The organism is Flavobacterium psychrotrophum (assembly GCF_003403075.1).
Classification (GTDB): domain Bacteria; phylum Bacteroidota; class Bacteroidia; order Flavobacteriales; family Flavobacteriaceae; genus Flavobacterium; species Flavobacterium psychrotrophum.
In genome coordinates this window covers 3715266-3729600 of sequence record NZ_CP031557.1, presented here as the reverse complement: position 1 = coordinate 3729600, position 14335 = coordinate 3715266, and the positions used below count along the sequence as shown (strand labels likewise).

Genomic DNA, 14335 nt, shown 5'->3' with positions numbered 1-14335 from the left:
AGGTGTTTTAAAGCCTAAGTTTTTTTACTATTGCATTTCAATAACCCTTAATAAAATAACTATGAAAAAATTATTGGCAATTGCCATACTGCTTGCAGGCCTGGTATCGTGCAGCGATGACGACAATAAAGAAGATATTAACTTTGATAACCTTCAAAAAAGGTGGTACTATGTATCAAGCATTGTTGGTGGGCGTACTACACCATATGTGGGTAACGAAACTTGCGGAAAAGATTACCTTGAATTTCAGGCGGCCGGAGTATTAAGGTTTGTAGACGTTTATGACTGTCAGGCAGACCCAAGAGTAACATTAGGTACTTATACCACTGTTGATAAAAATATAACAACGATATTGAATGGCGTGACCATGACATATACGGTTATAAAGCTTAATAACAAAGACATGAGGATTGATGCCGTTGCAAATGGTACAAAAATTACTTATGTATACACTACGGCACCATAGCAGTATTTAAATTATACTAAAGCGGAAATTTATTTTCCGCTTTTTTTATTATGTGGCATTGTTTTAGTGTCAATTATACAAGAATAACCAAACTACCAACCATGAAATACTTTACAATGCTGGGCTTTTTATGCCTTACGCTTTTTTCCTGCTCTACTGATGATGATACTGCTAACGAGGTAAATAAGTACAAAGATGCCGAGGGAGAAATCTCATTAAATTACAATGGTGAAAAAATTACTTTTGACGACCTTAGTTTTGTAGTAGTACCGGGCCGTGGGCCTGAGTATGACATAGAAATTATAGGAATTAATACGTATGAAGATGTGCATATGACACGGTATTCGGTAAAATTAGAGTTAAAACTCGTTAACAGCCGTTACACCGTACAACAAATAGATTTTGGTATTAGCGAAAGGATAGGCGACCGTTCTATTGTAATGCACGGTTACTATGCTATGACCATTGGCGAAATTATAACCCCGGGCTTTAGCAGTGACTTGCAGATTACAGAAGAGGGTAACCTTACAGGTACATTCTCAGGAACGTTATACAATATGAGCGGAGAAACCATAGATGTAAACCAGGGCACTGTTAAAGCGCAGCCTAATTCAGAATCTTTCCTGCCCGCTAATTAAGAATCTGTTTGAATTTTAATTTAAGCATAGGCAAATAATCAATAAAATTTAAACAGGCTCTAAGCCTTATCAAGATTGATTTGCATGGTAGTACCTTTTCCTATTTCGCTTTGGGCTACCTTAATGCGCCCTTTATGATATTCAACCACAATACGTTTGGTTAGCGAAAGTCCAAGTCCCCAGCCACGCCTTTTAGTAGTAAAACCCGGTTCAAACACCTTGCGGAACTGTGTTTTTGGTATCCCCTTGCCACTATCGGTTACTTTTATGCGCACATAGCGTTCGCGCTCCTCTATGTGTACATCCAGGGTGCCTTTACCTTTCATGGCATCTATGGCATTTTTAACAAGGTTTTCTATCGTCCAGCTGTGCAGTTCGGGGTTTAGCATTACGGGTATGGCATGGTTTGGCGCACTAAAGGTAAATGCTACCTGGCGGCTTGCACGCGACTTAAGGTACTGGAACGAACGTTCTGTTTCGCTTACTACATCAAGCTTTTCTAAAATGGGTTCGCTGCCTATCTTGCTAAAACGGTCTGCAATGGTTTGTAGGCGCATTACATCTTTTTCAACCTCTGCTACGGTGGTTGCATCTACATCATCGGCACGCATAATTTCTATCCACCCCAGTAAAGAAGATAGTGGTGTGCCTATCTGGTGTGCGGTTTCTTTTGCCATACCTGCCCAAAGGCGGTTTTGGGCTCCTGCCTTGGTAGCCCGGTAAAAGTTATACACCACCGCGCCAAATAATAAAATAATAAGCCCCAGTGCAAGAGGATAATATTTAAGCACATTAAGTAGTGTAGAGTTGCCATAATAACCATACATAACTTCTCCCTCTACAACGGTAAGTTTGTTGTCTGAAGCCTTAAGTTCTTCCAGTAACTTATAGGCGGCTTCGTGGTCTATAACAGTGTCATTTCTTATAATGTGTTCATCTACATTGCGGGCTTTTTTTATTTTGCCCTCGCTGTTAGTAAGTATAATGGGTATTGTAGTGTTGCTTTCTGTAATATCAAGAAGGGTAAGCAGGGCTTTATCTTCCGTAGGGCTTCCTATCGCCTCTGTGGCATTTGCCCAAAGTTGCATTTTAGCATGCTCTTCTTTTTTAAATATCTGGAAAAGATAATACGTGTTCCAGACTATAAAAAGCACAAGGGCAAAAGATGCTATAATAATAATCCAGCGGGTAAGCGTCCTCTTGTCGGTAATCTGCATATAATTTATTTACGCCTTAAAGATAGTAAAAGATAATTTGGCAGGAAGGTAGTACAACCATAACGGCAAACGCCCGCTGTTATTTTACTGGCTGCTAAGCGTTACTTAATTTATTAACAACGGTAGTGTGGTAGGGTATAAAAAGTATCTTTGCCCTAACAACAAACAATATAAATGCTTACCATAGACCCTAAGGAAGTAACTACGCCAAAACTGCACGGTTACCTGCAAAGCGCCGTGGGCCCCAGGCCAATAGCGCTGGCAAGCACGGTAGACCGCAATGGTGTGCCTAACCTGTCTCCGTTCAGCTTTTTTAATATATTCAGTTCAAATCCGCCCATACTTATTTTTTCGCCATCGCGCAGGGTAAGGGACAATACGGTAAAACACACACTGCTAAATGCCGAGCTTAACCGCGAGGTGGTAATTAATGTTGTGAGCTATGGTATGGTAGAGCAAACATCGCTTAGCAGTACAGAATATGAAGCGGGAGTAAACGAGTTTGAAAAAGCCGGCTTTAACATGATACCCAGCGATATGGTAAAACCGCCACGTGTACAACAGGCTCCGGTACAGTTTGAGTGCCGTGTAAACGATATTATTGCCATGGGCGATAAAGGCGGGGCAGGCAACCTGATTTTGTGCGAAGTGCTTAAAATGCACATTGATGAAAGTATATTAGATGAAAATGGCAATATAGACCAGTATAAGATAGACCTGGTTTCAAGGCTGGGTGGCAACTGGTATTCGCGTTCGCGCGAAGGGCTGTTTGAGGTAGAAAAGCCTCTTACCACATTAGGTATAGGTGTAGATGCTATTCCTGAATTTATAAAAAACAGCACGGTTTTTGACGGTAATGATATGGGTAAACTGGGTAATACCGAAAATTTGCCCACACCCGAAGAAATCGATATATTTGTAAAAGACAGCTTTGAGGCAAAAGCTCTTTTAAGCGCTGATGATGAGGGTAAAAGATTACTGCGCGCCAAAGAATACCTTGATAATAATGAGGTGGCCACTGCATGGAAACTGCTGCTGGCAAAAAAGTAGATTTTAATTTTATTTTTTAATAGTAACGATAGCTGCCCGGAGAGGCAGAAAAAACCAGACAAGATTATGGAAGTTTTAGGAAGGATCAGGATGATTGACGAAACCAAAGCCTTTGGTGCTAACGGTTTCAGGAAGAGGGAATTGGTAATTACTACCGATGAGCAGTACCCGCAACACATTATGATAGAGTTTACACAGGACAAATGCGACCTGTTAAATACCTATCAGGTGGGCGAGCCGGTAAAGGTTTCTATAAACCTTAGGGGCCGCGAGTGGGTAAACCCACAGGGCGAAACAAAGTACTTTAACAGCATACAGGGCTGGAGGATAGAAAAAGCATCTGATGCGCCGCAACAGGGCTATGGTGCTCCACAACAAGGCTACGGGCAACCACAGCAGGGTTATGGTCAGCCACAACAGGGCTACGGGCAGCCGCAGCAAGGTTATGGTCAGCCACAACAAGGTAACTACGGGCAACAGCCACAGCAGGGTAACTATGGTCAACAGCCTCAGCAAGGCGGCGGATATGGTCAGCCACAACAAGGCTTTAACCAGCAGCCACCTGCCGCACGCGATGCTTTTGAGCCGGCTACAAACTATAAGGAAGAGGAGCACGACGACCTTCCGTTCTAGTATATAGCTAATGATAAATATAAATCCCCGGGTGTTTCACTTTGGGGATTTTTTGATTTTAGAGACGGAGGTAGTTGCCTTATTTGCAAATAAGGCTATTATAGTCAATATTTTAAATGTCACGCAGAGACGCCAAGGCGCAAAGCTTTGAGGCTTGTCAGTTGGCTGTTTTTTTAGTTTAATATGAATATGACTTTGCGCCTCTGCGCCTTTGCGAGAAAAATATTTAAACTATATTATATTTTCATTTGGTATTAGTTTTCCATGAAAATCGAATAAATATTGCGGCAACTTTTAACGTAAAAAAACGGACGAATTGAATTTATCCAAATACGATTTTATATACATTTGTATCCTGACAATAAAGTAATTATTAATACAAAATAGCATAATATGAATTTTGCAAAAAAACTTTCGCTTTTGGCTGTAGCCGCACTTGTGTTTGCAAGCTGTAAAGACACTGCTAAAGATGGTAATATAGAAACGAACGACCAAACGGTTACAGATAGTTCGCAGATAAAAGAAACCGCTGCTACCGAAACGACAAGCTTTAAGATAGATGGTATGACCTGCCCAATGGGTTGTGCTAAGACTATCGAAACAAAACTTGGCGGTATGGAAGGTGTTAAAGACGCAAAAGTTGATTTTGACAGCAAAATGGCTACTATATCTTTTGATCCTGCAAAACAAACACCTGAGAGCTTTGTAAAGACAGTAGAGAAAATTGCAGATGGCGCTTATAAAGTATCTGACGTAAAATCATCTGGCGATAAAGCATTTTTTGATGCTAAAGCTTTTGGTGATAAAGACAAGGACAAAGACAAAAAGAAAAAAGCTGCTAAAAAAGAGGCTAAAGAAGCAAAAGCAGAGGGTAAAAAAGCAAAAGAAGGCTGCACAACCGAAGCTAAAAAAGGTGGATGCTGCGCTGCCGGTGCTGATGCTAAAAAATCGTGCCACGGCGAAAAAGGCGGTAGCATGTAATTTTTACATACAGACACAAAAAAAGCAGCTTTAGGGCTGCTTTTTTTTGTGTCTGTGTGTAGTGATAGTTTAAATATTTTTCTCCCAAAGGCGCAAAGCTGCAAAGCTGTGCATAATTGTAATTGAACGCGCATACAATAGATAAGGTCGTTTGTTGCGGCACTTGTCATTCCGACGGAAGGAGGAATCTCAATGTGTTTTTTGGGTTTTAGCCGACTTGCTTATCAGATGCAGTCATTGTCTGCGAAACACAGTAATCTACTAAAACTCTTTAGAAAAGATTGCCGCGGTCGTACCTCCCTCGCAATGACAGTCCCCTTTGAATTCGTATTGTAATCTTAATTCTGAAATCAAGCTGTAATTAGTTCTTCCAGCGCAACGATTCCATAAGGTTTTGCATATCTTCTTTAATATAGGCAGCGGCAGGCATTATAGAATCAAAATTTGGCTTGGCATAAAAGTACATCGATCCGGTAAGAAAGTGGCGTGTACTGTCGGTAGCATAAAACTGGGCATTGGTAGCCGCATCGCCGCCTACCTGAGAGAACATGCCATATACTTTAGATTCCCTGTTTATAAACGGGCGTGTATCTATTTCATCGGCCTTAATAACGTGCTCATAGGTTAGTTTTTCGGCATCGCGCAGCAGCAGGTCCAGGTTGTTTTGTACCGGCTTGTAAGTAAGGTATATTGTGGCCTTCATTTTAGGGTATTCTACAATAAAATTGCAGTTGCCTTTACTCTTTATCCTCGAAAAAGTGTTGTAATCAAAGGTGTATGGGCAGTCTGATTCAAAGTGCGTATAATCGCCCAGTGTGTAGTCGAGCCTTAAAAAAGATTCAGGCTTTGGTTTTGGGTCTTCGCCACAACCGGTAAAAAGTACCGCAAGCGGTAATACGATCAAACCTAAAAATTTATGCTTCCTTGTCATGCAGTGTAACCTTAATTTGTTTTATTCTCCTGTTATCAACAGATTCGACGGTAAAGATATTGCCATTAAAATTAATTTTTTGCCCCTTTTCAGGAAAATTACCGTTTATCTCCAGTAAAAAGCCCGCCAGGCTATCGGCATCGCCTTTGGCTTCCTCAAAAATATCTTCGTCTACATCCGTCGCCCGGTAAAAATCGCGTAAGCTTATTTTGCCATCGAATAAAAAAACACGGCTATCAATCTGGCTAAAGGTTACATCGTCATCGTCAAACTCATCGCTAATGTCGCCCACAATTTCCTCCAGTATATCTTCCAGGGTTATAATGCCGGATGTGTCGCTATATTCATCTACCGCTACGGCGAGGTGGTTTTTAATATTCTGGAATTCGCGAAGCAGGTCGTCCAGTTTTTTACTTTCGGGTATAAAATAAGGTTCGCGTATAATGGCCTGCCACTCAAAATTAGTTTTGTCGATATGCGGAATAAGGTCCTTAATATATAGTATACCCTTTATGTTGTCTATGCTCTCGCTGTACACCGGTATGCGCGAAAATCCTGTTTCTATGATCTTAGGCATTATCGAAGTATATGTTTCGGTAATATCCAGCGCAAAAATATCAATACGGGGCGTCATTATCTGCTTTACATCTTTAGCGCCAAAGCTTACAATACCTTCCAGTATTTTTTGTTCTTCATGGTTGGCATCGCCATAATCTGTAAGTTCTAATGCCTGTGAGAGGCGGTCTACATCTAGGCCTTCCTGTTGTACGTTAAACTTTTTATTGAGCCAGAGCGTAAATTCCCGCATGGGTACATTAATAGGTGTCAGCACACGATTAAGTATATAAAGCGGGTAAGCTACCCTTTTTGCAAAGCGGCGGTTGTTCCGGGTAGCGCAAACTTTGGGCAATACTTCGCCAAACAGTAATATAAGCAGCGTTATTATAACAACTTCTATAGCAAAACGCAGCCCTGGCAATGTTATGGCTGAGAAGCAGTTCATGCGAAAAAAAAATACTACTATGGCAATGTTTATAAACGTATTGGTAACGGTAATGGTGGCCAGTAGCTTTTTTGGCCTTTCGAGCAGCTTATTTATAAGTGTACCCTTTTTTGGTGCTTTTGTGTTGATGCGTTCCAGGTCATCTGGCGTAAGCGAAAAAAGTGCCACCTCAGTACCCGATATAAACGCAGAACAAAAAAGCAGGATAACAATTCCGGTAAAACCGATAACCAGGTTATAGTCTATAGATAGTAAGGTCGTGGGGCCGGGGTCGTCCAAAACAAAAGGTATTTATTGTATATTAAAACGGCAGGTCGTCATTAGCAGGCATATTAGGTACTTCATAAGCAGGGCGTGCAGGCTCTGCCACAGGGGCAGGTGCCTTGCCGGGGTCATATTCTTTTTTAGTGGTAAGGAATGTAAATTCGGTCACCTGTATTTCGGTAGTATATTTTGTGGTGCCGTCTTCTCCCTGCCACTGTCGCGATTTTATGCGGCCTTCTATATATATCTTATCGCCCTTGCTCAGGTATTTTTCACAGATTTCGGCGGCCTTATTGCGCACCACCAGATTATGCCATTCGGTACTTGTTATGCGCTCGTTGGTTTGCTTGTTTATATATACCTCATTAGTAGCAAGCGGAAACCGGCCTATGCAGTTGCCGCCCTCAAAATAGTGCAGCTTTACATCGTCGCCCAGATGTCCTATAAGCATCACTTTATTTAACGTTCCGTTCATGGCCTTGTGTTTGATTTAAACCAAATATAAGAAAATTTTTAATGTTATGGCCAATATTCGGTAGCGAAATTATGCAATACAATAGGTAGTGGAATTGTTTTTAAGTGCTCTTTTTCAACGGCTTCGGGTAATTCGGTATCAGTAATAACTTCCCAAAACCAGATGTGTTGCTTTTGATGCGAAAGTTTGTGTATAACCGGCTCAGTGTTAATAATGCTGATGTTTTTTGGAGTAAAGCCAAGGTTTTTAAAACTTTGTATTAATACTACAGTTTCTTCCTTGCTTAGTGCGGCAGGGGTTTCCAGTAACGGAAATTCGTACAGTCCGTGCCATATGCCTTTGTCGCCACGGCGGTTTACCAGGGTGCGTCCGTTTGCATCCTTTATAATAAGGTAGTTAAAAAAGCGGTCTGTAACCTTTTGCTTCTTCAGCTTTACGGGCAGCTGGTTTACCCGCCCGGTATTGTAGGCTACGCAGGTCTGGTTAAAAATACAAATAGTACAGTCAGGATTTTTAGGCACACATTGCAACGCGCCAAACTCCATCATGGCCTGGTTAAAGTTTGATGCCTGCCCCGGTGGCAGGAGCGATGCCGCCAGTGCAGTGAATTCTTTTTTAGCACCCGATGAAGATATGTCTGTCTCGATACCAAACACGCGCGATAATACCCGGTATACGTTGCCATCTACCACGGGTACAGCCTCGCCATAGGCTATAGAAGCTATTGCAGCGGCGGTATAATCGCCCACGCCTTTTAATTTTAACAGTCCCGAAAAGCTTTTCGGGAACTTTCCATTCATGTTAAAAGTTACTTCTTTTGCGGTGGCATGCAGGTTGCGGGCACGGCTGTAATAGCCCAGGCCCTGCCACAGGTGGAGTACCTTTTCTTCGGGTGCATTGGCCATATCGGCTACGGTTGGAAATGCCTCCATGAATTTTAAAAAGTACGGAAGCCCCTGTGCTACACGCGTTTGCTGAAGCATAATTTCTGATAGCCAAATGGGGTAGGGGTGCGTGGTTTCGCGCCACGGGAGTTGTCTCCTGTGTTGCAAATACCATTGAATTAAGAACTTAGAAAATGTCATTGTTATGGGATGGTTTGCAAAATTAAAAGTTTATGTTATTAAATTTTAATAGTTTACCTTGAATAATTGTTTTTTTAATTCTTATATTTGCACACTCAAAAAAAATACATACAATAATAAATTTAGAAAAAATGACGAAAGCAGACATCGTAGCGAAAATTTCGGAAAAACTTGGACTTGAAAAAGGAGATGTGCAAGCAACAGTTGAGTCTTTTATGGAAGAAGTAAAGACGTCACTGGAAACCGGAGATAACGTATACCTAAGAGGTTTCGGAAGTTTTATCATTAAAACACGTGCTGAGAAAACAGGTAGGAATATTTCAAAAAATACTACCATCAAAATACCTGCCCACAATATCCCTGCATTCAAACCTGCTAAGATATTTGTAGACGGCGTTAAAACGAATACAGAAGTAAAATAACATTATTTATTAACCACAAACACCCTTAACTATGCCAAGTGGTAAGAAAAGAAAGAGACATAAGGTAGCTACCCACAAACGTAAAAAACGCGCGAGAGCTAACCGTCACAAGAAGAAAAAGTAGTGTAAACTACTTTTTTCTTTTTAAGGAAAAAGTTTTTACAATACACAGAAGATTAAAGATGACAGATAAAAGATCAGGAGTTTTGGAGAAAACTTTAAGTCTTTTATCTGTTGTCTTAAGGTCTTCAAAAATTGAGTTCATTGAAAAAGTTTAGAGGCATAAGATGAAAGATAATAGATAAAGGGCCAGATAAAAATGTCTGATATCTATGTTCTGTTATCTAAAAGTCTGTAAACACCGGGTACAACAATGCCTGTAAAATAATTGTTTAATCCATCTGCAGACTGTTCAATAGTTTGATGTTTGTAGTTTGTAGTTGCCGTGCGCAACCATGAACTATAAACCATGAACTATAAACAATAAACAGATAAAAACGTACAGCGTGAACAAAGAATTGATTATTCGATCTGGTTCTGAAGCCGTAGATTTTGCCTTATTAAAAGATGGAAAACTAATTGAATTACACAAAGAAAAGGAGGATAAGAGCCAGTTTAACGTAGGTGATATCTTTATTGCAAAAATTCGTAAGCCCGTAGCGGGCCTTAATGCTGCGTTTGTAAACGTTGGCTTTGAGAAAGATGCTTTTTTGCACTATCATGACCTTGGGCCAAACCTTCTTTCTACGCTGAAATTCATAAAACTTGTAAGCGCAGGTAAAATAAAAGATTATTCCCTTAAAAATTTTGCTTTTGAACCTGAAATAGATAAGAACGGAGCCATAGCCGATGTGCTTAGTGCTAACCAAAGCGTTCTTGTACAGGTGGTAAAAGAGCCAATAAGTACCAAGGGCCCACGCATAAGCTCAGAGCTTTCGCTGGCCGGCCGTTATGTGGTACTGGTGCCTTTTAGCGACCGTATTTCTATTTCGCAAAAAATAGAGTCAAAAGAAGAAAAAGACCGCCTTAAACGACTGGTGCAATCCATCAGGCCAAAAGGTTTCGGCGTTATCGTAAGAACGGTAGCCGAAGGGAAAAAAGTTGCAGAACTGGACAAAGACCTCCAGAATCTGATAGACAAGTGGACCGGTATGTGCAAACGCCTGCCTAGCGCCCACCACCCAAGTAAAATACTGGGTGAAGTAAACAAGGTGTCGTCTATACTGCGTGATGTGTTTAACGACACATTTACCGGGATTTATGTAGATGATGAAGATCTTTTTTACGCAACGAAGGACTATCTGCAGGAGATAGCCCCTCAAAAAGCAAATATCGTAAAGCATTACCAAAACCGCGACCTGCCTTTGTTTGAAAAATATAACATAGAAAGGCAGATAAAAACCAGTTTTGGAAAAACGGTATCTATGAGCAAAGGTGCTTACCTTATTATAGAGCATACAGAAGCCCTGCACGTTATAGACGTAAACAGTGGTAACCGCTCTAATAAGGCCCTGAGTCAGGAAGATACTGCCCTTGAAGTAAACATGATAGCGGCCGCCGAAATTGCAAGGCAGCTAAGGCTACGTGATATGGGAGGGATTATCGTGGTGGATTTCATCGATATGGGAAATCCGGATAACCGCAAAAAACTGTATGATTTCCTGAGAGAGGAAATGAGCGACGATAAAGCAAAACACAAGATCCTGCCACCGAGTAAATTTGGCCTTGTCCAGATTACGCGGCAAAGGGTTAGGCCAGAGGTAAATATTAAAACCAGGGAGGAAAACCCTAACACGGGTGGAGGCGAAATTGAAGCCCCTATACTGGTAATAGACCGCATAACGGCCGACCTTGAAAGAATTATCCGCAACCACAAAAAAGTAGTGCTTAATACGCACCCGTTTGTGGCGGCATACCTTACTAAAGGTTTCCCATCTATACGCGCTAAATGGTATTTAGAGCATAAAAAATGGGTAAAAGTAATACCACGTGACGCTTACACGTTTTTAGAATACCACTTTTATGACAGCAAAGGAAACGCTGTTTCAGAATAACAAAAACCGCCCGTGCAGATGCAAGGGCGGTTTTTTTCGTTTTAAGGCATTTTTATAAGCAACCTTTAAAGGTTTTTTGCATCTTACAACAAAACCAATTATAATTGCCATGAAAAAAATCCTTACACTTTTGCTTGTTGCAGCAAGCTTTTGTTCGTGTTCTGACGATGATGATAACAATACTGCCGCTGCCTTAAACGGCAAGTGGCAAATGGATGCATTATATATGTATACAGACCTACCCGCCCCGGTAATCGCAGCTAATGAGGTTGTGTGGCAATTTAATGGAGATAAGCTTATTGTAGTTAATAATAGCGATGATGCCCGCGTTTATCCTTACTCTGGCACGTATGCTATTTCTATAGACAATAAGCGCATTCTTATAAAACACGATGATTTTGAGTCGTATTACAGGTATGCAATTATTGGAGATGAACTTACTTTAACCGAAGGGGAAGAAGGGCTTCAGGATGGCTCTTTGATAAAGTTCAGTAGATTATCCGGAATGTAACAGCCCGTATTATAGTTTTTACGTAACCAATTAATATTTTAAATACCATGAAAAAGATTTTTACACTTTTGTTTATTACTGTTCTATTTGCTTCGTGCTCCAGCGATGATGCCAGCCCGGTAGCTAACGACGGCACTGCTAACGGCAAATGGAACATGGATAGCTATGTAGCTTTTCTTGCGGAATTACCTGCTCTAAAAAACGGCGATATAACCTGGACGCTTACTAATCTTAATACGCTTGTGGTTAACAACAAGGTAGAGAGCAAATATCCTTTTATGGTTACTTCGGGTACTTATAATGTATCTCTTACGGCACAGGGTTTTGCTATAGAGGGTGGGCATACTTATCTTTATAAAGTAGAAGACAATGCCTTGTCGGTTTATATTCCTGAAGGGCTTCCTGATGAGCAGGGTAATATTGTTGCAGATAATGGATTAGCGATGCGTTTTACCCGTAGGTAACTTTTATAGTTTTATTTATAACGAAACCCCGCCCTTGCTGATGTAAGGGCGGGGTTTGTGTTTAGCAAAAATCGAGAAAGTTTTCTGCGGTATAATAATCACCATCTGTAAATTTTACCCAATAATAATATCTGCCCTTTAAGGAGTAATCTTTATACTCAACGCTTATTACTGTGCCTGTTCCAAGATTATCATTTTTTACGCAATCTCCTTCGTTAAATTTTGATTCTAAGAATGTAATATTCTCTGAAAAAATCAAATCATTAAAAAAAGATTCTTCAATTGTATAAGTACCGTTAATATTTTCAAAGTTTAGTCCCAGTTGTGTTGGTATATCGTTGTCTTTGATATCAAACACATAATTTACTTCGGCTAATGTTCCTTTCTTGACTATAAAATTTTGTCCGGGAATATCAAGATTTTCTTTTAATTGATAAATTTTCCTCATTATTCAAGTGTTTTTTTTAGTTCATTCCAAAAATCTTCTATACGTTTTATACTTGCTGTCAAATCAGCACCACTTTTTGATTGAGTATTCTCAATAAGCATTTTTTGTAAGAGCAATTTTTTTGCAGTTTCCAGTTTTTTAGTTTCCAGATTAAAGCTTTTTGTGTTAGTCTCTATATCTTGCATAAGTTGTGTAGTCTCAGGTGCAGGATTCTCTTGAGTTGGTTTTTGGGATTGAGGTAATGGTATTCCCTGCAGGCTGGAAATAAAATTCATGGTTTGGGCGAGGCTGGTAAAAATGGCATTTGTAGCATCTGCAGCATCCATTCTTACGCCTTTAATAGTGAAGTTGTTATTATAATCGCCACTCTTAAGTTCTTTTTCTGGTGGATTAGAGCGAAGTATAACAGCAATGTCAGAATTGCCAAAAAGAGTAAATGAGCGGGTTTTGTTAAAGGTGCTCTTCCATATATTCTTATTTTCTGTTTTAGTAATAAAAGAAGTGAGTGGGTCGCCTATAATAGGAAAACGCATCCTGGATGAATTAAGTTCGTTCTTAGTGGTTTCAAGCACCGTACCGGATATTAATTCAGCAGTATTCGGATTTTTTATACCTGCTGCTGTAGTAATGTTATATATAAAGGTAGATGTTAACAGCCTTGTATCATCAATATATTTATATGCTTCTACATATGCATCATTAATTGTTTTTGTATCTGCTGCCGGTGTTATTTTTAATAAGGCGTCAATTGCTTTTTTATTGTGGTTGCGAATTATTGCAACTGCATAGTCAAAATCTTCACCCCATTGTTTTTCTGTATTGGCTTCAATCTTACCTCCTTTATGCTCACTGATTATTTTAGCTTTAATTTTATCAAGTATTAATTTCTTGTCTGACGCTGAATTGTTGAGAAAAGCTTCAATTGCTACAGTTGAATTCACAATATCTGCTCTTATAAGATCACCACCATACTTAATTACTTGTTCCCTATCTGCTGTCCTTACAATAACTTTTAGCTTACTGCTGCAGCCAGAAGAAATTATTACCATTACTATTAATAACAAAATCCTGTTCATAATCTTAATTTAAGGTTTGTATTAACTGTTGAATTGCAAGTTTTTGTTCTGCCTCAGTTTTAGTTGTTATATCCTTAAGATAAGCATTTGCCTGAAAAATAAATGTGTTTTTGTCATTATCAGCGTTATCAAGTTCCTGGCTAAGCTTTCGGGATTGGTCAAATTTATCTTTCAAAAAAACAGTGGCCGCAGAGTTTAATACAACCTGGTTTTTTGCTATGGCACCTATCTGGTCTGAAACAGCTTTAGAATTGGTCGAAAATATAAGTACAAGCTCATTGCCTTTCTCATCGGTAAAAGCTGATGATGATTCGTTATTGCCAAATAATTTACCATTTGCAGGTTGGGTAAATTCATTGAAATAAAGATTGATTGCGCTTTGGTCAAAGTACCCTGAAAGATATCTTGAACTCGAAAGGAATGAGTGTGCCCTAATTTCTACTTTGTAATAATTTGGGATAACTTTTGTTGAAGATGAGCTTGATATTTTATCTTTAAAATAATGTACTTCATAAAGATTTGAGCAGGAGCAGAGTCCTAACGAGGCAAATGCCAACAGGTAAAAGGTTTTGAGCTTCATGTATGTAAGGTGTTGTTTGCTAGTTTGTTCGCTTTGC

Annotated in this window: 17 protein-coding genes; 9 read left to right on the top strand and 8 right to left on the bottom strand. The window is 39.9% G+C overall.

The genetic code is table 11. The annotated features are described in order from the left end of the window. Positions 1-61: 61 nt before the first annotated feature. The gene (locus DYH63_RS16085) at positions 62-466 is read left to right on the top strand and encodes a hypothetical protein (protein WP_116789763.1); all 405 of its coding nucleotides are present in this window, start codon (positions 62-64) and stop codon (positions 464-466) included. Between the two features lie 101 nt (positions 467-567). Next, positions 568-1104, top strand: a complete 537-nt coding sequence (locus tag DYH63_RS16080) for a hypothetical protein (RefSeq protein ID WP_116789762.1) — start codon at positions 568-570, stop codon at positions 1102-1104. A gap of 59 nt (positions 1105-1163) precedes the next feature. On the opposite strand, the gene DYH63_RS16075 is transcribed toward DYH63_RS16080, so the two are convergent. After that, positions 1164-2321, bottom strand: a complete 1158-nt coding sequence (locus DYH63_RS16075; protein WP_116789761.1) for a sensor histidine kinase — start codon at positions 2319-2321, stop codon at positions 1164-1166. A gap of 174 nt (positions 2322-2495) precedes the next feature. Here DYH63_RS16075 and DYH63_RS16070 point away from each other — a divergent pair, with 174 nt between their 5' ends. The 3 genes from DYH63_RS16070 to DYH63_RS21365 all read left to right on the top strand — a co-directional run bounded on the left by DYH63_RS16070 (position 2496) and on the right by DYH63_RS21365 (position 4985). Beyond that, positions 2496-3371 carry a flavin reductase family protein gene (locus DYH63_RS16070; RefSeq protein ID WP_116789760.1) on the top strand — a complete coding sequence of 292 codons (876 nt, stop codon included), beginning with the start codon at positions 2496-2498 and terminating at the stop codon, positions 3369-3371. 66 nt (positions 3372-3437) lie between these two features. Then, the gene (locus tag DYH63_RS16065; protein ID WP_116789759.1) at positions 3438-4004 is read left to right on the top strand and encodes a DUF3127 domain-containing protein; all 567 of its coding nucleotides are present in this window, start codon (positions 3438-3440) and stop codon (positions 4002-4004) included. A gap of 393 nt (positions 4005-4397) precedes the next feature. Continuing rightward, entirely contained in the window at positions 4398-4985 is a 588-nt protein-coding gene (locus DYH63_RS21365; RefSeq protein WP_162927062.1) for a heavy-metal-associated domain-containing protein, read from the top strand. Positions 4986-5346: 361 nt separating this feature from the next. Here the strand turns inward: DYH63_RS21365 and gldD are convergent, their stop codons facing one another. Genes gldD through mutY form a run of 4 tightly spaced genes read right to left on the bottom strand, consistent with a single transcriptional unit; the run spans position 5347 to position 8710 of the window. Continuing rightward, the gene (gene gldD / locus DYH63_RS16050) at positions 5347-5916 is read right to left on the bottom strand and encodes a gliding motility lipoprotein GldD (RefSeq protein WP_116789758.1); all 570 of its coding nucleotides are present in this window, start codon (positions 5914-5916) and stop codon (positions 5347-5349) included. Continuing rightward, positions 5900-7198: a gliding motility-associated protein GldE gene (gene gldE / locus DYH63_RS16045; protein ID WP_116789757.1), complete on the bottom strand. Its 1299-nt coding sequence runs from the start codon at positions 7196-7198 to the stop codon at positions 5900-5902. Before gldE ends, gldD begins: the two co-directional genes overlap by 17 nt. Positions 7199-7220: 22 nt before the next feature. After that, positions 7221-7658 carry a single-stranded DNA-binding protein gene (locus tag DYH63_RS16040; protein ID WP_116789756.1) on the bottom strand — a complete coding sequence of 146 codons (438 nt, stop codon included), beginning with the start codon at positions 7656-7658 and terminating at the stop codon, positions 7221-7223. A 44-nt stretch (positions 7659-7702) separates the two neighbouring features. After that, positions 7703-8710, bottom strand: coding sequence for an A/G-specific adenine glycosylase (gene mutY, locus DYH63_RS16035; RefSeq protein ID WP_369692790.1), 1008 nt, complete (start codon positions 8708-8710; stop codon positions 7703-7705). A gap of 149 nt (positions 8711-8859) precedes the next feature. On the opposite strand from mutY, the gene DYH63_RS16030 reads away from it, so the two are divergent. From DYH63_RS16030 to DYH63_RS16015, 4 genes are all read left to right on the top strand, one after another. Next, positions 8860-9165: an HU family DNA-binding protein gene (locus DYH63_RS16030; protein ID WP_256386736.1), complete on the top strand. Its 306-nt coding sequence runs from the start codon at positions 8860-8862 to the stop codon at positions 9163-9165. 506 nt (positions 9166-9671) lie between these two features. Then, positions 9672-11219, top strand: coding sequence for an Rne/Rng family ribonuclease (locus DYH63_RS16025; RefSeq protein WP_116789753.1), 1548 nt, complete (start codon positions 9672-9674; stop codon positions 11217-11219). A gap of 109 nt (positions 11220-11328) precedes the next feature. Continuing rightward, positions 11329-11730 (top strand): lipocalin family protein, encoded by a 402-nt coding sequence (locus DYH63_RS16020; protein WP_116789752.1) that lies wholly within the window; start codon positions 11329-11331, stop codon positions 11728-11730. Positions 11731-11777: 47 nt separating this feature from the next. Beyond that, positions 11778-12194, top strand: coding sequence for a hypothetical protein (locus DYH63_RS16015; RefSeq protein ID WP_116789751.1), 417 nt, complete (start codon positions 11778-11780; stop codon positions 12192-12194). Positions 12195-12255: 61 nt separating this feature from the next. Here DYH63_RS16015 and DYH63_RS16010 read toward each other — a convergent pair whose 3' ends face one another. Genes DYH63_RS16010 through DYH63_RS16000 form a run of 3 tightly spaced genes read right to left on the bottom strand, consistent with a single transcriptional unit; the run spans position 12256 to position 14298 of the window. Beyond that, positions 12256-12642, bottom strand: coding sequence for a hypothetical protein (locus DYH63_RS16010; protein WP_116789750.1), 387 nt, complete (start codon positions 12640-12642; stop codon positions 12256-12258). Then, complete coding sequence (locus tag DYH63_RS16005; RefSeq protein ID WP_162927061.1) at positions 12642-13718, bottom strand: hypothetical protein; 1077 nt, start codon at positions 13716-13718, stop codon at positions 12642-12644. The genes DYH63_RS16010 and DYH63_RS16005 overlap by 1 nt, the downstream gene beginning before the upstream one ends. 4 nt (positions 13719-13722) lie before the next feature. Then, positions 13723-14298, bottom strand: a complete 576-nt coding sequence (locus tag DYH63_RS16000; RefSeq protein WP_116789748.1) for a hypothetical protein — start codon at positions 14296-14298, stop codon at positions 13723-13725. Positions 14299-14335: the final 37 nt, after the last annotated feature.